15 protein-coding genes are annotated in these 25,792 nt (G+C 57.3%); 2 read left to right on the plus strand and 13 right to left on the minus strand.

The window, feature by feature from the left end:
- Positions 1–29: 29 nt before the first annotated feature.
- The 3 genes from HMPREF9412_RS25970 to HMPREF9412_RS25980 are packed head-to-tail and all read right to left on the minus strand — an operon-like array spanning position 30 to position 5,692.
- Positions 30–3,227: an AAA family ATPase gene (locus tag HMPREF9412_RS25970; protein ID WP_254664116.1), complete on the minus strand. Its 3,198-nt coding sequence runs from the start codon at positions 3,225–3,227 to the stop codon at positions 30–32.
- 11 nt (positions 3,228–3,238) lie between these two features.
- Positions 3,239–4,546 carry a metallophosphoesterase family protein gene (locus HMPREF9412_RS25975; RefSeq protein ID WP_009594825.1) on the minus strand — a complete coding sequence of 436 codons (1,308 nt, stop codon included), beginning with the start codon at positions 4,544–4,546 and terminating at the stop codon, positions 3,239–3,241.
- A 9-nt stretch (positions 4,547–4,555) separates the two neighbouring features.
- Positions 4,556–5,692, minus strand: a complete 1,137-nt coding sequence (locus HMPREF9412_RS25980) for a glycosyltransferase family 4 protein (RefSeq protein ID WP_009594786.1) — start codon at positions 5,690–5,692, stop codon at positions 4,556–4,558.
- A 108-nt stretch (positions 5,693–5,800) separates the two neighbouring features.
- On the opposite strand from HMPREF9412_RS25980, the gene HMPREF9412_RS25985 reads away from it, so the two are divergent.
- Together HMPREF9412_RS25985 and HMPREF9412_RS25990 are read left to right on the plus strand one after the other, a co-directional pair.
- Positions 5,801–6,964 (plus strand): GGDEF domain-containing protein, encoded by a 1,164-nt coding sequence (locus HMPREF9412_RS25985; RefSeq protein WP_009594845.1) that lies wholly within the window; start codon positions 5,801–5,803, stop codon positions 6,962–6,964.
- A 192-nt stretch (positions 6,965–7,156) separates the two neighbouring features.
- On the plus strand, positions 7,157–8,545 hold the full coding sequence (locus HMPREF9412_RS25990; RefSeq protein ID WP_009594818.1) for an RsmB/NOP family class I SAM-dependent RNA methyltransferase: 1,389 nt from the start codon (positions 7,157–7,159) through the stop codon (positions 8,543–8,545).
- Between the two features lie 296 nt (positions 8,546–8,841).
- Here the strand turns inward: HMPREF9412_RS25990 and HMPREF9412_RS25995 are convergent, their stop codons facing one another.
- From HMPREF9412_RS25995 to HMPREF9412_RS26040, 10 genes are all read right to left on the minus strand, one after another.
- Complete coding sequence (locus HMPREF9412_RS25995; RefSeq protein ID WP_009594804.1) at positions 8,842–10,290, minus strand: MDR family MFS transporter; 1,449 nt, start codon at positions 10,288–10,290, stop codon at positions 8,842–8,844.
- Positions 10,287–10,514: an MbtH family protein gene (locus tag HMPREF9412_RS26000; protein ID WP_009594789.1), complete on the minus strand. Its 228-nt coding sequence runs from the start codon at positions 10,512–10,514 to the stop codon at positions 10,287–10,289. Before HMPREF9412_RS26000 ends, HMPREF9412_RS25995 begins: the two co-directional genes overlap by 4 nt.
- A complete protein-coding gene (locus tag HMPREF9412_RS26005) occupies positions 10,498–17,727 on the minus strand; it encodes an amino acid adenylation domain-containing protein (protein ID WP_009594807.1) in 7,230 nt (2,409 codons plus the stop codon). Before HMPREF9412_RS26005 ends, HMPREF9412_RS26000 begins: the two co-directional genes overlap by 17 nt.
- A 15-nt stretch (positions 17,728–17,742) precedes the next feature.
- Positions 17,743–18,726 carry an isochorismatase family protein gene (locus tag HMPREF9412_RS26010; protein ID WP_009594821.1) on the minus strand — a complete coding sequence of 328 codons (984 nt, stop codon included), beginning with the start codon at positions 18,724–18,726 and terminating at the stop codon, positions 17,743–17,745.
- Positions 18,727–18,747: 21 nt separating this feature from the next.
- Positions 18,748–20,400 (minus strand): (2,3-dihydroxybenzoyl)adenylate synthase, encoded by a 1,653-nt coding sequence (locus tag HMPREF9412_RS26015; protein WP_009594812.1) that lies wholly within the window; start codon positions 20,398–20,400, stop codon positions 18,748–18,750.
- A 3-nt stretch (positions 20,401–20,403) separates the two neighbouring features.
- A complete protein-coding gene (gene dhbC, locus HMPREF9412_RS26020) occupies positions 20,404–21,648 on the minus strand; it encodes an isochorismate synthase DhbC (protein ID WP_009594820.1) in 1,245 nt (414 codons plus the stop codon).
- 78 nt (positions 21,649–21,726) lie between these two features.
- Positions 21,727–22,512: a 2,3-dihydro-2,3-dihydroxybenzoate dehydrogenase gene (locus HMPREF9412_RS26025; RefSeq protein WP_009594793.1), complete on the minus strand. Its 786-nt coding sequence runs from the start codon at positions 22,510–22,512 to the stop codon at positions 21,727–21,729.
- Positions 22,493–23,365, minus strand: a complete 873-nt coding sequence (locus HMPREF9412_RS26030) for an alpha/beta hydrolase (RefSeq protein WP_009594796.1) — start codon at positions 23,363–23,365, stop codon at positions 22,493–22,495. The genes HMPREF9412_RS26025 and HMPREF9412_RS26030 overlap by 20 nt, the downstream gene beginning before the upstream one ends.
- Positions 23,366–23,374: 9 nt before the next feature.
- Complete coding sequence (locus HMPREF9412_RS26035) at positions 23,375–24,445, minus strand: ABC transporter substrate-binding protein (RefSeq protein ID WP_009594785.1); 1,071 nt, start codon at positions 24,443–24,445, stop codon at positions 23,375–23,377.
- A 48-nt stretch (positions 24,446–24,493) separates the two neighbouring features.
- Entirely contained in the window at positions 24,494–25,708 is a 1,215-nt protein-coding gene (locus HMPREF9412_RS26040; RefSeq protein ID WP_009594859.1) for an ABC transporter substrate-binding protein, read from the minus strand.
- Positions 25,709–25,792: the final 84 nt, after the last annotated feature.

The raw sequence follows: 25,792 nt of genomic DNA on the forward strand, positions 1-25,792 counted from the left end.
CGTAACGCCTGCCTTTGGGGAGCCCTATCTTATGGCTGCATCGGGATGAGCCGTGCATCCGGTATGAGTTCCATCGTCTGCTCGGCGACATGTCGATGACACGTCATCATGACAACCTGCCGATTACGGGACAGTTCCGAGATAGCCCCGAGCGCATGCCGCAGCCGATCGCCGTCGAAATTAACGAACAGATCATCAAGCAGCAGCGGCAGCCCCGCCGCATGCGGCATCGATTGGATCAAACCGAGCCGCATGGCCAAATATAGCTGCTCCGCCGTTCCCCGGCTCAATCGGCTGCTCTCCACCAGCTCACCCGTCGGGCGTTCAGCCAGCAGGATCTGGTCTCCCAGGCGCATCACAACCCGGCTGTACATACCGCCGGTCAGCATCGAGAAGTACCGGGAAGCCAGCTGCAGCACCTGCGGCTGTTTCTCTTCCTCATACATGCGCCGAGTGCGTTTGATAAACTCGGAGGCCATCGAACGCACCGCATATTGGGACACGAGTTCCCGCAGGGCGGATCGGTGCTCCTCGAGCTGCTGCAGGGCGGAATCCTGGTTACCCGCCGATTCCAGCGACTCCCTCTCCTGAAGCAGCCGCCCGCGCCGTTCCTGGAGCTCGTCTCGAAGACGGTGCGCGGCCGATGCGGCCTCCTCCTTCTCGACGCACTGAGCTTCGAGCTCGGCAGCATCGGTGAGCTCAAGCAGTTGCTCCAGCTGCCTGCGGCCCGTCTCGTCCCACCCGCTGAACATGGTAATTTCATGATGGCGGATCGTGCGGACAAGCTCCTCCCGACGCTTGGCAGCAGCTCCCATGCGAAGAAAGGTTTCCTCGTCCGCCGATCGGGACGATGCGATTAAGGCCGCTTTGCGCTGCCGCAGCCCTTCCCGCTCCTCTTCCATCGCTGCCGCCTCTTTACGCAGCTCCTGGATTCGCTCGGATAGGACTTTACGCTGCCTTGAATCCTCTTGGTACGCCTTCCATCGGGAATGGATGCCGCTAAGTTCAGCCACGCCCGGATTTCGGCTGCCGTCAGAGTCGGCATCTGGATCCGCCGCCGTGATCTCATGGCATTGGACGATATAATCCTCTGCCTCTCTTAACAGGATATCCATTTTCAGACCAAGCGACTTTTGCTGCCGGATCAGCTCCTGTCCCTGCTCAACCTTCACGAATACATCCAGCATCACGTCAGGCGACAGACTCTGCGGGAGTGACCGGGACATCAGCCAGGACTCCCACTGCCGTTCCAGCTCCAAATACCGCTTCTCTTCCTGCTCGATGGCGCCGTGGATCGTTTTTAATTCAGCTGCTTGCAGGGCAGACTTCTCCTCAGCCGCCGCACAATCAGACGTCAATCGATCGAGCCGCTGACGCCAGGCTTGCCAGCCCTCCATCACGGACCGAAGCTCGCGCATTCTCGCCTCCACCATGAGGGGGTCACGAGTCAATGCAGCACTTCGATCCCTTCGGCTGCCCGGAATCGTGCTCCCTGTTGCCGCGGCATAGGGAGCTGAGACCAGACTGGAGTAAAGATGGTCCACATGTTCCGTTCCCTGACCGTCCAGCATGGAAGTGCCTTCCGAAGCTTCATCCTGAATCTCGCGCCCGCGTTGAGCGCCCCAGTAGATATATCCCATACCAAGCAGCATCACGATGCCCGAGACCACGGCGGCTTCCGCGGCTCCCGTCCATAACAACACGGCTGCAAGCAGCAGCGTCATGACCGCCATGCCCGATAGCAGCCCCGCATACATCCGGGGGAGTCGTCCTCTCCCCGGCCGGCGTGTCGAAGCAGGCACGGGCCCGGCACCGGACAGTCTGCGCTCGCGCCAACGCTCGATTTCCAGCTGCAGCTGATTCCACAACGCAGCCGTCTCCTGCGGCGCAGCAGGCTTAATCATCGCAAAGGCCTCCTGGCCCCTCTCCGACTCCTCGCGCAGCTGCCGCCTTGCTTCCCGCAGCGCCGATTCGGCTGCAGCCGCCGAGCGCTGGGCCCCGCGCTGTTCAATGAACAGCGCCTCCATCCGGCGATCGTACCCGGCAAAGGCAGCACCGATCCGCCGTACCTCCTCACGGTCTGAGGCGGACACCGGCAACGACAGCAGCTCTTGCCGGGTCCATGCCGGATCGATATCCCGGAGCAGCTGCTCCAGCCGGTTTTCCTGAGCTTTATATTCGGCCGTTAGCTCGGCAAGCTCGCGGTTCCCGGCTTCATGTAGACTTCGTTTTGCCCACAGCTCCTCAATCCGCTCGCCGTATTGTTCCAAGAAATCGTTCACGGGTAGAGCCGCCAGCTTATCCTCCGCATCCTCGATCGCCTGCTCAACGCGGATGGACTGGGCAAGGAGGACCCGCTCTTCCTCCAGCATCTTGTCATAACGGGGCATTCCATCCGGGGGAAAATGGCTGCTGTCCATCAGGTCCTTCAATTCCACCCCGGCCTCTTGCCATTCCAGCCAAGCCGGACGGATCTCCAGCGCTTTGCGAAGCAGCGATAAATCCTCGCCAGCCCTGGCACCTTCCTGCTCCAGCAAGTTTAAACGGCGCTCTATATCCAGAATGGAGCTTACGACCTCGTTATAGCGGGATACGTAAGCCCGGCTATCTGCAACCCGGGTTCTTAAATCCTCTATGGACTGCAGCAGCTTGGCGGTCTGCTGTACCTTCCCGCGAGGCTTATACAGCTTGTCCATCTCTTGGGACAGCTTGCGTTCGGCCTCCAGGATGTTGGCTCCGCCGCCGATCCCGGCATGGAACAGGTAGCCGCTCATCTCGGCGGACTGGAGACTGCGGATTTCCTGCAGCTCGCTTAACGAGATGGCAAACAGCTGGCGAAACATGTCCCTGGACACGCCGCCCAAGGCGTATTGTTCCAGCTCCTGCTGCCCGAGCTCGATCACGAGCCCGTTATCCGCTTGTTTATGAATATGTACACGTTCGCCCTTGCCGGAGGCGGCATCCCCGTCCCTGGACCGGTTATAGCGCCGGACCACCCAAGGTATCCCCTCCTTATCAAGAAAACGCAGCTCGCCTCCGTGAACACCTTCCCCGGAGGGCTCTCCGCGTTCCGCCGGCGAGCCCTTGCCCGGAAACCCGTAGAGCATGGCGCTGATAAAATGCAGGACCGTGCTCTTCCCCGCTTCATTCGGCCCATACAGCACGGTTACAGGGGCATCGATGGAAATGCTCATGTCCCGGACGGCTCCGAAACCTTGTATGTTCATCCGTTCCAGCCTCATCTTCCGGCACCTTCCTCCCGCGAACGGTCTCGCAGCAATAACCCTAAAGTCAGCTCCTCCGCCCTGCGAACCCAATCCAGCATTTCCTCCGGACTCGTCTCGTCAAGCAACGAGCGGATCTCCGCATGTTCCATAAGAGGCTCCAACCCCTTAGCAACAACCCCGTCCGGATCATGAATTCGTTCCTGCTCCTTCCGGATAAGACGAAGCAAGTCCCCCGTAAAGCTGTCCTCCGCCAGAAGCCTCTCCGTATCGATCGCATCCCCGGATTGAAGCGAGAAGCTCTCGATCCAGACGCAGCCCCGATAGCTGCATGTCTTGCCCTTTGCGGCCTCTCTTCTCCGCAGATCGGTCAGCAGCTCGTCCAGCACGTATCCGCCCTCCTGCTGACGATGAACCGGACTTCGTCCCGTAATCCGAACGCGGATCATGCTTAGCCGATCCGCGTTCGCTCTGGCTGTTTCGGTGAGGATGGACTCCAGGGAGCGTCGCCATTCGTCGACGTCCCGGCAAGCATCGATAGGCGCTTCAACGATGTTCCATCGCATCGAATCGAGCTCATGGAAGCTGAGCTTCGTGTTGAAGCTGCCGTCCACATCGACGACATAACATCCCTTCGGGCCCGTCTCCCGGACATGGCGTCCCTGGATATTGCCCGGGTACACGATATAAGGAGATTCCTGCAGGGTGCGGCGGGAGTGGATATGCCCCAGCGCCCAGTAGTGGAACCCGGCCTGAACCAGCTCCCTTTTCGTACAGGGAGCATAGGTTTCGTGCTGGGGATCTCCGTCCACGTTCGCATGCAGAAGTCCGATATGATAGAGCCCCGGTGAGGGAGCAGGATAGCGGATCGCAATATTATCCGTGACCTTCGAGGTCGGGTACGACATGCCGGCGATGACCGCCACTTCTTGATGGTCCGAACGGCGAACAGCCGTTACGGCTGCAGGCTCTGCCCCAAAGACATGGACATGGGAGGGAAGCGTCATGGACAGCTTCGTGCTGTCGAGCGGATCATGATTGCCGTGAATCACATAAACCGCGATCCCTTCCCGCCCCAAGCGGTTGAGGGAATCCAGGAAGCGAAGCTGGGCCCGCAGCGAAATGTTGGAGCTGTCGTAGACGTCTCCGCTGATGACGATAAAATCAACCTGCTCCCCGATGGCGAGCTGCACAAGCCGCTCCAGCGCACGGAAGGTCGATTCCTGAACGAAGGACCGCAGATCCTCATCGAGTCCGCTGATTCCGATAAACGGACTGTCCAGATGCAAATCAGCAGCGTGAATAAATCGAAAAGAAGCCATAACCGATCCCTAACTCTCTATCTGGGGTTGAAATTTCAAATACATTTTTTTCAGTTCGTTCACGGATCTGGACAAGGAGTATTGGTTCTTTGCCTTATCCGAAGCGGTCCGGGCTAGCTCGTAACGATAGAGCGGATCGCTGATGACCTTCTCGAGCGCCACGCTGAGCGCCATCGGATCTTCAGGCGGTACAAGCAAACCGTTGACCCCGTCCTCAATCTGCTCGGCGATGCCGCCGACGTCGGTCCCTACCAAGGCGAGACAGCTGAGCGCCGCTTCCGCGAACACCGATCCGAACGCCTCTGCTCTCGAAGGCAGGACAAAGATGTCAAAGAACGGCATGAACTCCTCCGGATGCAGCGTGTAGCCGTAAAAAATCGTCTCCTGGTAGATGCCCAGCGTTTTGGCCATCTCCTCGAGCTCCTGGCGGGAAGGTCCGTCGCCGATAATATGAAGGACGTAATCATATCCCTTCCGTTTCAGTTCCGCGCAGGCCTGGAGCAGAATATCCAATCCTTTTGCTGGCACCAGACGGCATACCGTAATCAGCTGAGGCACCGCATTTTCATGGGGAACGGGCTTGAATCTCTTATCATCGAATCCGTTATGGATGACGCCGATCGATTCGGGCGTGTTCACGTAGGGAGACATATACGCCTTGAAGGAGTTCGACACGGTCAGCAGTCGGTCGCTGATATGCTCTAGCTCCTTGTACAAAGACACCAGGAACCGGTGTTCCAGCCCTCCCTCCTTGATTCTTCCGTTGAGGATCAGCTCGCGCTCGTAACTGGAGTGCACGGTTTGGATGAGCGGCACCTCGGGGAATACGGCTTTCATCGACATGCCTGCGATCGGATGATGACTATGGATAAGATCATAAGGCTTTTGAATGCGCAGACGGGTCCACCACAGATAATCCCGGTAGGTTTGAAGGTATTTGGCCACGATCGGGCTCCCTTCGAACTCTCTCCAATCAAACGTGTGGAATACCGGATCCTCCTGGCCTTTGTTGCGGATCCGCTTAGGCAGCCAGAACATCTCCATCTCCCAGCGGGAGGAGTGAAAGCGCTCCTGCAAATATGGAATCATGGACGAGACGCCGCCCGGCTGTTCAGGAGGGAAGAATAACGCCTGAAGAAGTTTCATGGGGATCCCCCTTTCTCTAAATCTCTTTTCAGATTCTTTTTCGATATGATATATTAGAACATATGTTTCATGCAAAGGAAACCTATCCCTATTCAGGAGTGAATCGATTTGTCCTATGAATTGAACTACTGGTCCACTTCTCCACTACCCACCATATTTGCCGTATGCGGAGCTTATATCGCTCTCATGATGCTGATCATGTGTCTCTTTATGTACAGCAAGCAACGCAAGAATGCTTACATATATATGGCGGCAGCTTTCTTCTTCATTATGACATACGAGGGTCTGAACATCCATTCGGCATGGACGGGAAAACCTGTTTTCTCACCGGAGTCGGACGTTCTGCGTTTCATCCAGCTATTTTCGTTCGTTCTGCTGAACATCTCGGTTGTCATGCTGTACCGCAAAATCAAAACCATGCATTATTGGCTTCCCTTGTTGTCGGCCGCACTGCTTATGCTTCCATTCATGCTTCCCTCATTCCTTCCATACACCCTTGACCCGATATGGCAAAGCATATATTTTGACGTGCTGCAGCTCGCTGCGCTCTACCTGGCCTACACCCAAGTAACCCCGCGGATCGGACAGCCGATCAAATACGCGCTCGGGCTTGCCGTTTACGTCATCTGGACGATTCTGCAAGCGGTACATACCTATTCCGGCAGCCTGTCGCCTGCGCTTCAGGGACTGGCGCTCGCGCTGCCTGTGCTCTTTTACAGCATCGTGTTCTTCATTCTGTTCAGGCGCATCGTGGAGCTGATGCAGTCCATTTACCGGTCCGCCATTACGGACGGATTAACCGGGCTATACAACCGCAGGCACTTTATGAAGCATTTGGACCATTACGCGGCACAGGAGCTGAAGATATCCGCCATCTTCTGCGACATCGACAATTTCAAGAAGCTGAATGATACCCAGGGACACGCCAGAGCCGATGAAGTGCTGAAGCAGGTCGCCGCCATCATGGAGGAAGAGCTTGAAGGCATCGGAATTACGGGCCGGTATGGCGGCGAGGAATTGGTCGCCTTGGTCGTTGACCGCAAAGCCAAACCCGCGCAGGTCGCCGAGAAGATCCGAGCCCGAGTGGCGAGCGAGAGCATCGTAACCATCAGCATCGGATACAGCGTTCTGCGCAAAGGCGTTCGCGGCGATGAACTGATGAAACAGGCGGACAAAGCCATGTATCATTCCAAGACGACCGGCAAAAACAAGGTATCCGATTACCGGTCCCTCAAAACCTCATCCACCGAACCAACGGAATCCGCCGGATAACACTGGCGCGGACTGCCCACGATATGAAGGGGCGGTCTTTTTTTTGCTTGACATTTCTTTACTCCCCCTGCGGCAACGTGATAAACTAATGACCGATTCCTTAGAGACTAAAGAAGAAATGAGCTCTGAACAGGGATTAACTGCCTTAACGCAGCAACATGAACCTTATTCTAAAGAAGGAGCTATCAACGAATGGGAAAGGAACTATTGCCTGTCGGTTTCGTCACCAGCATAAACGAAATTCTTGGGGATGCCTCGTGTGACTTTTGGGACAGCTACGATTCGCCCCGCACCCATGGGCTGCGTCTTAACCGGCTGAAAGCGGTTCATGCCGCAGACAGCGTCAAAAAACTCATCCGGAACTTCCGGCTGACGCCTGTGCCCTGGTGTGAGACCGGATACTATTATGATGAAAGCGTTCGTCCAGGAAAGCACCCTTATCATGCCGCCGGACTATATTATATTCAGGAGCCCTCGGCAATGTCCGCGGTGGAACTGCTGAATCCTCAGCCCGGGGAGACCATTCTGGATCTTGCAGCGGCTCCCGGCGGCAAGACAAGCCATATCGCCTCGAACATGATGGGCCGGGGACTGCTCGTCTCCAACGAGATCCACCCCGAACGGGCGCGCATTCTGGCCGAGAACGTGGAACGTATGGGAATTACGAATACCGTCGTAACGAGTGCGGCACCGGATCAGCTATCCCGCCGTTTCGTTGCCTGCTTTGACCGGATCATGCTAGATGCGCCATGCTCCGGTGAAGGCATGTTTCGAAAGGATGCCGCTGCGATTGCCGAATGGTCGCCTGAACACGTGGATCTGTGCGTTGCACGGCAGTGGGACATTGTCCAGGAGGCTTACCGGATGCTCAAGCCAGGCGGAACGTTGGCGTATTCCACCTGTACGTTCAACACGGCGGAAAATGAGGAGATGATCGAGCGCATTCTCTCGCAGTATCCCGATTTGGAACTGCAGCAAATGAAGCGCTTATGGCCACATTTGGAGCGGGGCGAGGGGCATTTTGTTGCCATCTTGGTCAAAACGCCGGCGGCCGAGGCTTACAGCGACGATCAAGAGACCTTTACCAACAGCGGTAAGGCTCAGGCCAAATCAAACCGGGGCGGCAAACAGGCTCCTGCGCTTTCCGCCCTGGCCGACTTTCAAGACTGGGCGAAACAGGACCTCCCCGGCTTTGAGCTTGGCGGCGGCACGCCGATATTGTTCGGCGAAGAATTATATTGGCTGCCGGTCAGCGAGAGCGTCCCTTGGCACGATAAGCAGCTGAAGGGGCTGAAGATGCCGCGCGCCGGCCTTCATCTGGCCCACCTGAAGAAGAATCGGATCGAGCCGACTCATGCCCTTGCCATGTCCTTGATTCCAGACCAAGCCGCCAGAAGCTGGGATCTGCCTTCAGATTCTGCCGAAACGGCTGCTTATTTGCGGGGAGAGGTGCTCTCTATTCCTTCCGAATATCGGGGCTGGACTTTGGTGACTACGGACGGACTCCCCCTCGGCTGGGGCAAAGCCAGCGGCGGCCAGCTCAAGAATCACCTGCCCAAGGGCCTGCGCAATCCCAAGTAACGCCCCTTTCTAATCCCTCATAAAGTGGCAAACGGAGAAAGACTGTCGATACAACGGATACGATTTTAAATTACATTGAGCCTACGATAAGGCCAATAGATCAAATTAGCAGACGATTGCGTGCTTGCTGATTCATTTCGTAAAAAGGGACTGTACTCTTCTGCACCAGCATGCAGGAGTACAGCCCCTTTTTCATTTGAAATGCTTTTACGGCCATCCGGCCATCGCCGAAAACTAAGCGTATTTCCACTAAATCCAAGGGGATCTCGTCTATGGCATCCGGATATTTAGCACGATTATTTCTCGGCTGGAGCCGCCTGTTCCTTGGCTGGTATTGTGGCGGGTTTGCGAATCGTGGACGCCGCATCGGCATCCCGTATCCATAACGCCGCGCCTGCACCGATGAGCAGGAAGCCAGCGGCCCCAAGCAATGCTGCTCGATATGCCGTCAGATTCGGCCCCATCTCCCCCGCCGCATTTACGGTCTCCGTTCCAACGGCAGCCAAGATACCTGATAGAACAGCCAGCCCTATGGCGGGACCAAGCCTGTTCTGCACCGTAAACCAGGTGGAGGCGCGCCCCATCGAAGCAGGCGGGATGGTGGCGAAGGCAGCGATCTGAACGGATCCCACGGTCTGACCAAGGAAAATGCCGACGCCAAACAGCAGGGCCCGAATAAACCACGGATTCGTCCCGGCGTCCACCATGCTGAGCATAATAAAAATCAGCGCGGTAACCGCAAATCCCATGATGATCACTCGCCTAGGGCCCATCCTTGGATATGTCCTGGGTACGAGCTGCGAGGCAACCATCAGCCCGATGGCTTCGGGAAACGTCGTCAGCCCCGTATCCAAGGCGGAAACGTAGAGGGCGTTCTGATACATTAAGGGAAATACGTAGAGCATGCCCAGCAGACCTGCTGATGCACACATCGCGATGAAACCCGACGTTCGGAACAAGCGATTGCCCAGCAGCCGCAAATCCAGCAGCGGTTTCGCAGTCCTTAGCTCCACCTTCACCAGAGCAGTAAGCAGCAGGATGCCGGCCAGGCCGGCGCCCCATACCTGCGGGGCGTCCCACCCGTGCAGCGGCCCCTGGCTCAAAGCGTACATCAGCAGGGCAAGCCCCGGTGCGGACAGCAGCAGGCCCGGCACGTCCAGCTTGCCGGCATCCGGCTCCCGATGCTCCTTCAGCCAGAATAAACCGAACACGAGAGCGGGAATGCCGATCGGCAAGCTCACGTAGAAGATCCACCGCCACGTCAAATATTCAAGAAGCAGCCCGCTCACAACAGGGCCGATTGCAGGCGCAATCGCGATAGGCAGGATGAGCGCCCGGGAGATTTTCGCGCGCTCCTGCGGCGGGAACATGCGGAACAGCATCGCCATGCCGACAGGGGTCAGCAAGCCGCCGCCGATGCCTTGGATCACGCGAAAAAGCGTCAACGCTGCCAAGCTGTTTGCAAAGCTGCACAATACGGATGCTCCGGTGAAAAGGCCCAGTGCCAGGAGGAACGTACGCTTCGTTCCCCATGTATCGCCAAGCCAGCCCGCCATCGGCAGAACGATGGCCAAGCTGACCAAATAACCGACATTCAGCACGCCTGAAGCCGCAGGGGGCACTTCAAGCTCCCTGCTGATCGTCTGAAGCGCCACGTTCAGCACGGTGGCGTCCATGGCAACCACAAACATCGCGGCCACATAGACGATGCATACTACTTTTTTTGGATTCAGCCCATGGCTCATGGTCCAGGTTCCGGATTTGCTCCCGCATCGGCATACAAGCTCCGCGGCCGTAAATCGACCCAGTTCTCGTTGATATAGGCGACGCATTCCTCCCGCGTGCTAAGTCCCAGAACCTGGTTCCAGCCGGCCGGAATAGCCGCGAACGCCGGCCAGAGCGAATATTGGCCCTCATGGTTCATCAGTACAAGAAACTTGCCGTCGGCTTGCTCAAATGGATTGGTCATAGATCAGTTCCCTCCTGTCCCTCGTTGTCTCTGTTTTAGATGCCATTTCTTCAAGCTTGTTTAGAATAGTCTTGCCGATCTCATCCAGAGGTCCCGGCTGGCATAAATCCTTATGACGGCATTCGATATCGTGCCGCTCGATTGTGCCGCCCACGTAAGGCTCCCACATCTCCGGGTCGATGGGGTCAAACCAATCCGGGATGATCGTGGAGTGGAAGAATAACATATCTCCCTCAAACCGCTTCGGAACATAAGCCTTTAGCAGTTGAACCGAATTTTCATAGGTCGTCTTCAGATTCATGATCGTTTCTTCCTCAAGGGACGAGAGCGCGCTGCTCTCGTTACGCAGCAGTTCAAGGGCAGCTGCAATGGTTAACGGCGCGTCTCCAAGCCCCGCTTCAATGCTCTCCCTGTCGAAGCCTCCAAGCGCCAGCAGCGCGGTCAAAGCCTCGTCTTCGTCGGGTTTCTCCTTGATCGGCAAATAATGGCTCGGATAAGCATCCAGTATAGCGAGCAATTCAATGTCTTCACCCGCTTCCTGCAGCTGTACCGCAATCGACTGAGCGACATTGCCGCCCAAGGACCAGCCGAGCAGCCGATATGGCCCCGCTGGCTGTAGGGAGCGGATATGGCCGATGTAGTCTGCCGTCATCACTTCCAGTGATCCCGGCAGCTCCTCCGGATGGGCAATGCCCCTTGCCTGCAAGCCGTAAATCGGATAATTCATGCCGAGATGCTTCATCAAACCGGCGTAGCACCAGCTTAATCCTCCTGCCGGATGCACGCAGAACAGCGGGGTTTGATCTCCATGCGACCGAAGCGGAAGCACGACCTGCAGCGCGCTGTTCCCGCCGCCCATCTCAAGTTTGTCGACTAGCCCCGCTACCGTCGGTGCTTCGAATAATGCTGCAATGCTCAATTCTTTGCCGAGCGCTTCGCGAACCCGGCTGATGAGCCGGACCGCCAACAAAGAGTGACCGCCGAGCTCGAAGAAGCTGTCATCGATGCCGACCCGCTTGGCGCCGAGTATTTCGGCAAACAGCTCGCATAACACCTCCTCCTGCGGAGTTCGCGGATTGCGCCCATCCGCACCCGGCGACATATCGGGGGCCGGCAGCGCTTTGCGATCCAGCTTTCCGTTAGGCGTAAGCGGCAGCTTGTCCATCAAGACGAAGGCCCAAGGAACCATGTAATCAGGAAGCAGCGAGGCGGCATAACGGCGCAGCTCCGTACCCGAAGGCGACTCGCCGGGATTGCCGACGACATAAGCCGCAAGCCGCTGGTCTCCGGGCTGATCCTCACGCACGATGACAGCCGCCTGCGAGAGTGCCTCATGACGCACGAGGACCGATTCGATTTCGCCAAGCTCGATCCGGAAGCCGCGTATCTTCACCTGATGGTCGGACCGTCCCAAATAATCCAGCGTGCCGTCGGCAAAACGTCTCGCCAAATCGCCGGTTCGGTACATTCTTGTCCCCGGCGGGCCGTATAGGTCCGCCACGAACCGGTCGGCGGTAAGGTCGGGACGTCCCCAGTACCCGCGTGCCAATCCTGCGCCGGCGACATACATTTCCCCGATGACGCCATACGGAACGGGCTGAAGCCGGTCATCGAGCACGTACACCCGCAGATCCGGGATCGCTTCGCCGATCAGGCTGCCGGCTCCCGGCAGCGCCAGGTTTCGGTTCAGCTCCATGTAGCTGACATGCACGGTCGTTTCCGTTATGCCGTACATGTTGATCAGACGCGGGGCATCGTCGGCATGGCGCCGATACCAATCCGTAAGCCGGCCAAGCTCCAAGGCTTCGCCTCCAAACACAACGTACCTTAGCGACAACTGCCGACCCGTCTCCGGCTGCTCCCGATCCGCCTGAATCAACGGATAGAACGCCGACGGCGTCTGATTCAGCACGGTCACGCCTTCCCGGACCAGCAAGCCTAACATCTCTTCAGGCGAACGGCTGACCGTATGCGGAACCACGACGAGCCGGCCGCCGTACAAGAGCGGCCCCCATATTTCCCACACCGAGAAATCGAAGGCATACGAATGGAATAAAGTCCATACATCGGTTTCATTAAACTGGAACCAATGCCGGGTGGAATCGAATAGCCTGACGACATTCTGATGCGGCACCAACACGCCCTTCGGTTTGCCGGTGGAACCGGAGGTATAAATGATATAAGCGGCATTCTGCGGCATAAGCCCTCCAAGACGCTCACGGTCGCTTGGGTTCTCCTTGGAATAACGCTGCCATTGCATAGCCTCTTCAGGTCCATCGATGACAACGCGCAGCCATCGTCCGAAACTCGGCAGCTGATCCATCACGTGAACGCTCGTCATGACGCATACCGGACAAGCATCCTCCATCATGTAAGCCAATCGATCCTCCGGATACTCCGGATCCAGAGGCAGGTAAGCGGCTCCCGCTTTAAGCACGGCCAGAATGCCGACGACCATATCCACCGAACGCGGCAGTGCTAGAGCTACGATCTGCTCCGTACCGACGCCGGAGGCAATCAAGAAATGGGCAAGCCGGTTGGCGCGTTCGTTCAGCTCCTCATAACTCAGAGACTGGCCGTCATGGACAATCGCGACCGATTGAGGCGAGCGGCTGACCTGCGCTTCAAACCGCTCGGACAAGGTTGCCTGCTCGGTGACTGGCAGCGGCGCGCTCCATTGTTGACGAATATCCTCCCGTTCATCCACGGTTAGAATATCCAGTTTGCTGATGGATTTACTAGGTTCAACGACAGCACTTTCCAATACGCGCACGTATCGTTCCGCCATCGCTTCCGCCGTGCCGCGCTCGAACAAATCCGAGCTGAATTCTATGAGGCCGTCCACTCCGGCCGGCTCGCCGTTTTGATCCCGCCGCTCGGTCAGTTCGAAGGTTAAGTCGAACTTCGCCGTGCCCACGCTTTGCAGCTGAAGCTTCGAGCTGATTCCCGGAAGCTCAAGCGAAGTTTCCGGCGTGTTCTGCAGCACCAGCATCACTTGAAAGAGTGGGTGTCTCGCCCGGGAACGCGGAGGGTTCAATGTCTCGACAAGCCGCTCGAACGGCACGTCCTGATGCTCGAAGGCTGCCAAGCTCTTTTCCCGCACCCGTCGCAGCAGCTCATCGAACGTCGGATCGTTCGACGTATCCACGCGAAACACAAGGGTATTGATGAAGAAACCGATTAAATGATCCAGATTGTCGTCATTCCGACCCGATACGGGGCTACCGATCGGAATGTCCGTACCTGCACCCAGCTTCGTAAACAGCGCAGCCATCGCGGACTGAAATACCATGAATAAAGTCGCCCTGTTGCTCTGCGCGAGCCCATTCAACTGCAGATGCAGCTCACGGGATATCGAAAACGGCACGCTGCCGCCCTGATAGCTGGCCACGGCGGGCCGTGGAAAGTCCGTAGGCAGCTCCAATTGCTCCGGCAAGCCGGACAGCGCTTCGGTCCAATATGCCAGCTGGCGATCCATCAGGCTGTTCTCGTCGCCCGAGCGGCCAAACAGCTTCTGCTGCCACATGGCATAATCCGCATATTGTACCGGTAACGGAGTCCATGTCGGCTCACTCCCCAGGCACCTTGCCGCGTAGGCATCCGCTAGATCCCGCGCCAACGGGTTAAGCGACCAGCCGTCTCCAGCGATATGATGCAGCAGCAACAGCAGGACAAACTCTTGATCGCCCAGCTTGAACAGCTCTGCCCGAAGGGAAGTTTCGGCTGCAAGCTCGAAACGGTACCTGACGGCATCGGCCAATCGATCCGCAAGCTCCGCTTCGCGGATCTCGGTTACCATTAGCTCCGGCCGGGCCCGCTCGGCATCCAAAATGCGCTGATACGAAGCCCCGTCGTTTTCAGGATACACCGTGCGCAGCGACTCATGCCGAGCCACTACATCCCACAGTGCCATACGCAGCGATGCCAGATCGAGGTCACCCGACAAACGGGCCACAAGAGGAATATTATAGGTTGGGCTCGGACCCTCCAACCGATATAAAAACCATAACCGCTGCTGCGCAAACGACAACGGCAAGCGCTCGTATCTTGCCGCGGGACGCACGGCCTCTCTGGCTGCTTGCGCATGATCGAGCCGTTTGACGAGACTCGCGGCCGTTGACGCTTCGAACAGGCTGCCAATGCTTAGCTCTGCGCCGAATGCTTCCCGGATACGGACCATGACCCGGCCGGCTAACAGGGAATGACCGCCAAGCTCGAAGAAATCATCGTCGATGGTAACCCTCGGCAAGCCCAGCACCTCACCAAAAATCGTGCAAAGCATCTCCTCTTGCGGCGTTCGCGGCATACGCCCGGCCGCCAGCCGGACATCAGGCACGGGAAGCGCTTTGCGATCCACCTTCTTGTTCGGCGTGAGCGGCAGCGCTTCAAGGGCTGCGATGACAGACGGCACCATATACTCCGCCAGTTTCTCTGCGGCATAACTCCGTAAATCTGTCGAATCGATGGGATGTGGCCAGTCTGACGACGGAACGATATAAGCCACAAGCCGGCGATCTCCGACTCGATCCTCGCGAACCATGACAAAGGCCTGCTCTACTGCCGGATGAGCCACAAGCACGGACTCGATCTCGCCGGTCTCGATCCGGAAGCCGCGCAGCTTGATCTGATGGTCGGCGCGTCCCAAATAATCGATCCAGCCGTTCTCCTGCCAGCGGGCAAGGTCGCCTGTTCGATACATCCGGGAGCCCGGGGGGCCGTAAGGATCCGCGACAAACCGATCCGCCGTCAAGTCGGGTCTTCCCAAGTACCCCCGGCCAAGCCCCAAGCCCGCAATATACAGCTCGCCCGTTACGCCTGGCGGAACCGGTGAGAGCGAAGAATCGAGCACATACAGTCTCGTATTCCACAGCGGTCCTCCGATGGATGGCTTTTCTGGTGCTTGATCGAGTTTTGCCGCCGTCGAATAAATCGTTGTCTCCGTCGGACCATATTGATTGTTCACTTCGCAGTTCAGGTCCTGAAGCGCAAGCTTAAGACTGACCGGCAGCGCCTCGCCCCCGGTAATGACTTTGAGACGCTCAAATTTCCCTGGGCGGCAAGCGACAATCGACTGCCATAATGTCGGGGTCGCCTGCATGATGGTGGTTCTCGTCTCCCGAATTCGGCGTATGAGCGCCGCTGCGTCGAGAATGGTATCCCGCATCACGATGTCGAGCGTCGAACCGCATGCCAGGGGCAGCAGCATCTCCATGACCGAGATATCGAATGACATCGTGGTGACCGACAGCCAGCGGTCCCGCTCCCCGATGCCCAAACGTTCGCGCATATCCGACAGCAGATTGGCTAGGCCTTCGAACGTGAGCATGACCCCCTTGGGTCGGCCGGTTGATCCGGAAGTATAAATAACGTAGGACGGGTGAAGCGGCAGCAGCGGACGTACGCGATCAGCATCGACAGGATTATGAAAGACCTGCTGCTCCAATCGCTGAAGGGTAGCCGGGGCATCCAACAGGATTACGCCCTTATCTTCCATGACAGACGCGAAATGTTCAGACAGCTGCCGGGTCGTTATCAAGCATGCCGGGTTGGCATCGGCAAGCATATAAGCGATCCGTTCATCCGGATAGTCCGGATCCAATGGCAAGTATGCCGCCCCGGCCTTATGCACGGCGAGGATGGCTACAAGCATATCCACCGACCGTGGCAGCGAAAGAGCAACGATTCGCTCAGGCCCTATTTCCCGGGCAATCAGCAAGCGGGCCAGGCGATTCGCCCGCCTGTTCAGGTCCTCGTAACAAAGGGATAACCCTTCGCATATGACCGCTTCCGCCTGCGGCGTACGCGCAGCCTGCTCCTCAAATAATTGCGGTACGCTCAGCTGCGGCAACGCGCGGGTCGTATCGTTCCACCGAACAAGCGCCTTCTCGCGTTCGTCCGGCAAAATAAAGGCCAAGCCCCCGACGGGATCATTCGGCTCCGCTTCGGCAAGGCTGTCCAGCAGATACAAATAGCGTTGTAAATGGGACTCTAACTCCGCTGCGCCGTAAATCATCGGATTGGCATCCATGTCGATTCTCAGCCCGTGCCCGCCCAATCCGCCGTACACGTTCATCGTCAAATCATCCACGGGACCGGACGCAAGATTGCGGACGCTGCCTCGGAAACCGCCAACATTCAATTCCTCCGCAAAAGGCATCACATTCACGAGCGGTCCGAATAACCTGCGGTTGTCCGCAAGCAGCTTGAGATCACGCCGGATGTCCTGATGCCTGTAGCGCTGATGCCGCTTGATTTCGCGGTTCTCCCGTGCGACCTGCCGCAGCAGATCGATCAGGGTCATATCGGGCCTAACGCGCACCCTGAGCGGCAGCAAATTCATGACCATGCCCGGAATGCGGATGGATGACGAGCCAAGGCGGCACATCACCGGCAATCCAAGCACAATCTCCTCGGCGCCTGTTATACGATGGACATATAGAGCGGCGGCAGCCGCAATCACATCCGGCCAGCTTGTCCCTGCAGCTTGCGCTGCCGCCTGCAAGCGTTGCATTGAAGAGGCCGGAAGCTGCGCCGAACGGCGCAGGAAGCTCCTTGCCGAACGCTGTGCCTGTCCCCCTAAGCTGACCACCTCCGGCTCATCGGCAAAGCGCTGCAGCCAGAATTGGCGATCCGAGCCGAGCTGCTGCGACATACGGTAGGACGCATCTTCTTCCAGGATCGTCCGGAACCTGCCGAACGCGCCTATGCCGGAAGCGCCCCCGCCCGTTAAGTCCGTGTAGACCTCGGAAACTTTTTGCAGCAGAAGCGATACGCCGAATCCGTCGATCGCGATATGATGAATGCGTTGGTACCAATAGTAGCGATCGGCGGCGAGCTTGAGCAGCGCCTCCGTAAACAGCGGTCCTCGGCTTAGATCGATAGCTTGGGCAAGGTCATGCTCCATCCAGGTTTGGGCAGCAAGATGAGGATCCTCCATCCCGCTGACATCCATCACGCATAGAGGCCAGTCAGGAGACGGTTCGATCGACTGCCAAGGACCGTCCGCATCTTCGCCGAAGCGGGCAAACAGAGCATCGGCCTCCCCCACCACTTGGCGCAAAGCCTTCTCGAAGAGAACCGGATCTACAGGTCCTCGAATCTCAATGCATTCTGCCGTGTTGAATATCGGATTGTCGGGGTCCAGCTGCTGGGCATACCAAATTCCCAGCTGCGCTCCGGACAGGGACCAGCGCTCCCTCTTTTGCTCAAGCATACGAATTCCCTCCTTTTACACCGTATAGTAATCATAATTGGGCGGCGACACGCGCACGTTCTGCTTGTCCGACAGCAATCCCCACCAGCCTGCCAGTGTCGGCTGCTCGGCCAACTCCACAAAGCTGATATCCAAGCCCTCGCGCCGGAAGCGCTCGGCCAAACTCATGATGCGAATGGAATCCAGTCCCCAGTATTCAATCAAATGGTCATCCTCGCCGATGCTCGACGGCCGTTCCTGCAGCATTTCCGCTACGTTCTCTCGCAACGTTTGCAGCGTCAGCGGCGATTGCTCCTCCTCAGCATCTGCGGGTCTTCCCTCTCCGCTTGGAGCTTCGGAACGACCCGAGACGGGGTGATGCGCCGGCGTCAGCGAAGCGATCAGACGTTCCGTGGTCAGCGTAACGGCGCAGCGTTCCGCTGCATAAACAAGTGCCAGGCGGTGCTTCTCTAACGAGAAATCCGCAAGGGCATCCGCAATGAAGAACGGCTGTATGTCTTTCATGAAAGCTTCGCCGGCGGTCAACAGACAGCCGATATGAGCATAGATCCCGCAGATCATAAGCTGGTCGCGGCCTAGCTCGCGCATGATTTCATGGAGATCGGTCTTCTGGAAGGCGCTGTACCTCCATTTGGTCAACAGCATATCCCGTTCCGACGGCGCTACCGCGTCCACGAACTTTTTCTGGTAGGGACCGTCGTTGATGCCGGATCCCCAGAAATCCTGCAGCAGGCCGCGCTGCTCCGGTGCCTGGCCCCCGGGCTGGGCCGAATAGATCACGGGAATGCCAAGCTCCGCGCAGCAGGAACGCAGCTTCTGAATATGGGCGATCAGTTCCACGACCGGCGATTGATCAGGCGTGAACGCGTCGATGAAATATTGCTGCATATCGTGGATGAGCAGCACGGCACGGTTCGGATCCGCCGTCCATGCTACCTTGTTCTTGGGCAGGTCGGTCTCCCCTGGCATGGGATAAGGTAAAATCTTAGGAAGTGCCATCCATATCTCCTCATTTCGAAGTTATTTGGAAAGATTCAGCCGTGCGTCCTGATTCTGAGCCGCGAGCTCTCGCAGCTGCTTTTTGCTTACTTTGCCGACACCCGTGTGGGGGAAGGAATCGATAAATTTCACCCGATCCGGGATTTTGTACGCAGCGAGCCCTCTATTTCTGAGAAACGCCTTCAGCTCATTGCCGCTAACCGCGCCATGATGAACGATAACGAAGGCGCAGGTCCGCTCGCCCAGATACTCGTCCGGCATGGCGACCACGGCAGCATCATGCACGCTGGGATGGGCAAGCAGATGGTTCTCCACCTCTTCGGCCGCAACCTTGTCCCCCCCTCGGTTAATTTGATCCTTGGAACGGCCTTGGATCACCAGATAACCTGAAGGCGTCATGCTGGCAAGGTCACCTGTGCGATAGAAGCCGTCCGTGGTAAAAGCCTTTTCGTTATGCTTATCCGCTTTATAGTAGCCGCGAATGGTATAAGGCCCCCGTGTCAGCAATTCCCCGACTTCGCCGGGGGCAACCTCGACATCATCCTCATCGACCAGCCTCACTTCATCGTACGGGGACATGGGCCGCCCCTGCGTATGCACCGTTATGTCTTCGGGGTCATCCAGCCGGGTATAGTTCACCAAGCCTTCCGCCATCCCGTACACTTGCTGCAGCTTGCATCCCAGCACCGTTTGCACGCGTTGGGCCGCCTCCGCACTGAATTTGGCTCCGCCTACCTGCAGCACCTGCAGATTGGAGAGGTCTTCGGAACGGGATGGTGCCGCTTCAAGCCAAATCAAGGCCAGGGGCGGAACGACCGCCGCTATCGTGACGCCCTCGGAGGCGATCAGCGGAAATGCCGCATCCGGACTCGCTGACCGTGCAAGAACAACCCTGCCTCCGGCATACAGCGTCCCCAGCACGCCAGGCGAGCTGAGCGGGAAATTATGCGCGACGGGCAGTACCGCCAAATAAACGCTATCCTTATCCAGCGAGCAGATTTCGGCGCTCATGCGCAAGCTGTAGATATAGTCGTCATGCGTGCGCGGAATGAGCTTCGGCAGTCCGGTCGTCCCGCCCGACAGCTGGAGAAACGCGACATCACCGGGATTAGGGCCTTCCGCGTCTGATCCGTACGAAGAGCACTCCGAATCATCGAGGTACAAATCGTCCAGGGATACGAACGCCCCCGGACCCGGGTCGCCGGCTACGATGACATGGCGGAGGGAAGGGACCGATGCCTGAACCTGAGCCGCCAGGTCGCGATAGTCGAAGCCCGATTCCATATCGGGAATGATATACGCGGCGGCTTCGCTAAAGCCGCATAGATATACGATTTCGTTCCGGCGGTGAACGGGCAGAGCGAAGACGGGAAGCGCCCCGATGCGGAACAGCGCGAATATCGTATCGAAAAATGAAGCGATATTCGGCAGCTGAACGATAACCCGTTCCCGTGCCTTGATGCCGAGCTTAAGAAATCCCGCGGCCAATCGATCCACCCGGTTGTCCAGCTCGGCGTAGCTTACGTGCCGGTCGCCGCACACGACCGCAACCCGTTCCCCATGCGCTGCAGCCTGTTTCCGCAAGAGCTCTCCAAAGGTTTCGCCCTGCCAGCAGCCTGCCTCCCGGTAGCGGGCGGCAAATTCCTCCGGCCAAGCCTTACAACCTGCCAACATTCCTCATTCCTCCTCCAACATCGTTGTTTGTTGTTCATTCAAACCCATCGCGGCCAGAATCGTGCGGAATTTGGCCGAAGTCTCGGCCAGCTCCGCCTCCGCTATGGAACCGGTCACGATTCCTGCGCCTGCGAACACCCGCAATAAGGTTCCTTCCGTTTCTGCGCAGCGAATCGTCACCGCCCACTCCCCATCCCCGTTGGCATCCGACCAACCGACGGCTCCCGAGTAGAAGCCGCGATCGAACGGCTCGATCTCTTGTATGGCATCCCGGGCCGCTTCGGTCGGCGTGCCACAGATTGCCGGCGTCGGGTGCATGGCCAGGGCAAGCTCCAATGAAGATACCGATTCATCCTTCAGGACGCCATTGATTTCGGTGGATAGATGCCACATGGCTTTGGTCTGTACGAGCGAAGGTTCGGCGGGAACCTCCAGCTTGCTGCAATAAGGCTGCAAGGCCGATGCAACGGCATCGATCACGATGGCATGCTCATATCGGTCTTTGGCGGATGACAGCAGGGCTGCCGCCCGCCGCTGATCTTCAGCGGGATCGGTGCTTCGTGCCGCAGAGCCCGCCAATGGATTTCCTTTGATTCGCGAACCCTTCTTCGTTATTAAGAGCTCGGGGCTTGCGCCAAAGAGCGTCCTGGTGGATGCAACGGCATCCGGGCTTGAAGTGTGGGACGATTCGGGTGCCAACGGTACGGCAAACGTGTAGCCATGTGAGTGGTGATAAGCTAAATGAGTCAATATCTGTGGAATGGACAGGGCATGAGGAAGCGTGATATCCAGCGTTCGGGAAAGCACCGCTTTATGGAGTTTCTTTTGAGAAATGAGGTCCAGCAGCCGGTTCACGCCTTCCTTGAACGCCGTCGGCTCCGGAACGGAAAGCACCTTGTAACTGGAAATTCGGAGCATTTCCGGAGCCTTGCCTTCAGAGTATAGAAGGGAATCGTGCCAGTGGGCCGAAAGCGGAATAAACAGACTGGCCGGTTTTTGAATGTCAAAAGGTATGGCGCCAACAACAACGGCATCCGGCCGTCCCGCTTGCTTCGCGAATTCCAGCAATTCACGGACGCGTTCCGGCAGCGATCTGTGCCCGGTCCCCGAGGGAACCGGCAATCTGGAATACTCTCCATGCGTTAACAGCGTCTTGCGAGGTGATGAGAAGAAGAAAGACGAACCGACCTGGTATTGTTCCATAAGTTGCGCAGCCTCCGCTGCGGTTGGAGCATCATAGTGTAACATTTCAGTCTCCTCTCTGCTTATGAGCCTACCTAGTATATTGAATTTAGAAAATCATCAAGCATGAAAACCCGTAAATGCTCAGCATCCCAACGTCGCGCCGCCATCCACGCATACGTCCTGCATCGTCATGTGCCCGGCCCGATCGGATACGAGGAAAATGACCGCATCCGCAATGTCCGAAGGGAGCGCGATTTTGCCAAGCGGTATGCCGAGGCGGAAGGAGTCCGGCGCCCCCTCGATAATGGGCCTTGCACCTTGATCATCCATCCATAACAAACGCTGCATTTCGGTGTCCGTAGAGCCCGGGGAAACCACGTTACAACGGATATGGTGGCGTGCATATTCGAGCCCCAGGCATTTCGTAAACATCGTGGACGCCGCCTTGGAGGCGGCGTAGGCCGACATCTGGGACCGCGGAACCTTGGACGCATTCGAGCCTACCGTCACGATAGCTCCGGAATGACGGCTCGCCATGCGTCTCACGACGGAGCGTGACGTGTAGAATACGCCGTGGGTATTGACGTTGAAGTGGGCCTGCCAATCCTCGTCTGTAAGCGACTCGACCCCGCCGACCCGCAGCACTCCCGCAACGTTGACGAGAATCTCGATCGGTCCGAGCTCATCCTCAACCCGTTCGACCATCGCTTCAACCTCGGCACTGCGGCTCACATCCGCCTTGTAAGCCGCGGCATGAGCGCCTGAGCCGGATAGGTCGGCCGCAAGGCGGAGCAGCTCGTCTTCCTTCCGGTCGCAGGCGGCTACAACGGCTCCTTGCCGGGCAAGGGCCCGTGCCACCGCTTCGCCTATTCCTTGGGCGGCACCGGTCACGAGCGCTACTTTCCCTCTAATGCCTGTGCTCTCCATGGTGATCATCTCCTTCCTGTACAGGATGAAGGGCAAACCGTAATGCTCTGCTGATGAGGACCGGCAGCACGGATAGATGCCCTTCCCCCTCAAACTCCTTGAATTCGGCATGCATGCCATACTCGGACAGTACAGCCAGACGTTCGGCGAGCTCAGATGCACGGATGCAATTGCCGGTGACATGGGGCCTTTCGAGCTCTCCTGCGCCAAGCAGCAGCCGGACAGGATAAGGTTTTTCCTTGACCTGATCGGCATAGCGCTGCTCCAGCTCGCGTAAACACTCCGAATTCCAGTGAATAGAAGGGCTGCCGGCGATGTAACACGAGAACGCCTGCGGTTTGCTGAACATGGCATAGAGCGTGAACAGCCCGCCGAGGGAATGGCCGAATATCGTCTGGCGATGCCGGTCAATGTTGAACTCGCCCTCGATCTGCGGTTTCAGCTCCTCCTCGATGAATTGCAGAAACTCAGCCGCTCCCCCCTGCTCCGGCACGGAATCCCCGTCCAGCTTGTTTCTGAACTTCGTGTTTGGATAGGGCGTGTAATCATAGAACCGGTCCGAAGCATACTGCCCATCCGTCTCGTAACCGATGCCTACAACGACAGCCGGCAATATCCCGGTTTTGTCCGGCCTGTGGCACTGCAGGCGCAGCGTCTCGACCATCGTGTGAAACACGCTGTTCCCGTCCAGTAAATAGATGACCGGATATCCGGACGGCGGAGCCGGTCCCGTCGGCTGTGCCGTTATGATTCGATAGCGGCGCCCGCCCCTCGAGTGCATCACCCAATGCTCCGCACGGGCCAGCACCACGCTGTGCCTCATCATGTCTACGGAAGTCGTATGATGGCTCATATGTTCCTCCTATTGCCCCGTAATGGAGCGAACGACGTCATCCACGATTTTCTCGTAAGCGATCAGGCCGCTTCCCAGCCAGTATTCGTTATCGGCTTCATAGACCTGACCGCTCTTGACCGCGGGCATGCCTTTCCAGATCGGGCTTTCCGTCATTTCCTTCATGCGTTCCGTTCCTTGATCATAGGCGTTGATGACGAATATATAGTCCGCATCGAGCTGCGGGAGTATTTCCAGAGATATGTTAGCTGCATTTTCATTCTCAACCAGCTTGGACTTGCCTAGTCCCAGGTCCTGATGGATGACATATCCGCACAGGTAATTTCCGCCCATCAAACTGACTCCTCTGGGTGCGAATCGGATAATGGCCACGTTCTTGTCCCCTACAACGGAACTCAGCTTCGCCTTCGCTTCGCTTGCTTTTTGCTGATAATTTTTCAAGGCGGTCTCGGCCTCCGGCGCCTTCCCAAGCAGATCGCCCAGGGTGGTCAGCGATTTCTCGACATTCCCGGAAGCATTTTTGAACACGTACGTCGGCGCGATTTTGGCGTATCTCTCATAGGTGCCGTCCGCCGCGTAAGTCTCCGTGTGAAGCACGATAAGATCCGGTTCGTAGGACATCAGGGCCTCCGGCGAAGGCAAGCCTCCCGAAAAATCGATCAGGGGAATGCCCTCCAGCTCCTCCTGCAAATAAGAGTGCCCCAGCTTGCCGTTGGCCCATTGGGCAACGGGCTTCACGCCGAGCTTCAGCAAGGAATCTTCCATGTTCGGCGCAAACACCTTGTTCACCTCAGCCGGAATCTTCACTTCGTGCCCAAGCTCATCCGTTACCGTACGTTCCTCCTTCGTGGACGTCTCCTCACGGTTCGTCCCTGGTTCCTCCGTCGACGCTTGGCTGCTCCCTGCTTTGCCGGACGTCTCCACCGCTGCGGTCTTCACTGCCTCCTGATCGCCACCGGACGCTTCGGTCTCCGCCTTATCCCCACAGCCTGACAGCAAGCCTATGATGACGGCACAACACGCAAGTGCCGCTATATTGATCCTCCAAATTCTCTTTCCACGATTGAAACGTTTTGCCACAATGTATCTCCTCCTGTGATAATGATTCTCAATTAAGACGAGTATATATTACGTAGCAAACGATTCACCATGGCTTTTATCCAGAAGTCCGTTTGGATTATCTCCTGTAAACAGCAGCATCGCCTCGTCCAGCATTCTCGTCACGGCAAGCGCGGAGTATTCGAACCAAGGATCGGACGAGATCGTATAGACCCTTCCTTGAGCGACGGCTCGAAGCCTATGCCACTCGGCGGAATGCTGGAGCGCGAGCCAATAGCGCCGCGATGCGGCTTCCGGGCATACCGCGATCAGAATCCGGTCCGGATCGCACTGCTGTAAATCATCCATCGTTATCTGCTGATTCCGGCTGGAATCAAATCGGTAAGCTCCCTTGATCTGCAAATCCTTAAACAGCACTTCCTCAAGCCCCCGGTTACCGTAGGAATAGAGGTTTTGCCCATATATCCGCAGCGCGGCAACACGATCATTCCCCACCACTTCCTGCATTCGCGAGCGTGCCTGCGCCACTTTCCGTTCATACTGTCCGATCCAGAACTGTGCTTGTTCTTCCTTGTTCAGGAATGCCGCGATCAGCTCCAGCTGCTTCTTCCACCCTGCATGGGACGGAACAATGAAGGTGGGGGCGATAGGCTCCAGCTTGGCGATTTCCTCTTCACTAAGGTGATCCATGCCGATAATGACGTCGGGTTTGGCGCGGAACAGCTGCTCGATATTCTCCTCAAAGCGGCTGTCCGGATAAGGGCTCGTCAATTTCAAGCGGGACTTGATCTCCGAATTGTAGGCATTGTAATAAAACGGGGTCCACTTCGCATCAAGCGGCGCGGCGGCTGGAATGACGTTCAGCGCCACCAGCTGCCCGATGATCGAAGAAGAACAGGCCGCGATCAGCTGCCTCGAATTTCGGGCATATTCCGACGGCGACATGCCCACCTTCTTTTTAAATATCCGGCTGAAATAAAACTCGTCCTTATAACCAACCTTCTGTGCGATATCCCGAAGCCGGTCGTCCGATTCGGTCAAGTAACGCTTGGCGTGATTCATGCGAACATGCGTCAGGTAATCAATCGTGGTCTGGCCGAATGTCTTCTTGAACAGGTCCACGAAATACTTGGGGCAGATATTAGCCATTCCGGCCAGTCGGCCAATGGTCAACGCCTCGTGATAGTGGCTGTCGATGTACTCCTTGATCTCCACCAGGCTGGTTTTTCCGCTGCGATCCGAATCCGATGCGTTATCTATGATCAGCTCTTCTTCCGTATGCATGAGTTGCCTCCTTTTTTCGATAAAACGATATGCCGGCGTGGTGTTTCCGCTCTTATAACTGATAATGATTATCATTTTCATTGA

It is taken from the genome of Paenibacillus sp. HGF5 (assembly GCF_000204455.1).
Classification (GTDB): domain Bacteria; phylum Bacillota; class Bacilli; order Paenibacillales; family Paenibacillaceae; genus Paenibacillus_AQ; species Paenibacillus_AQ lautus_A.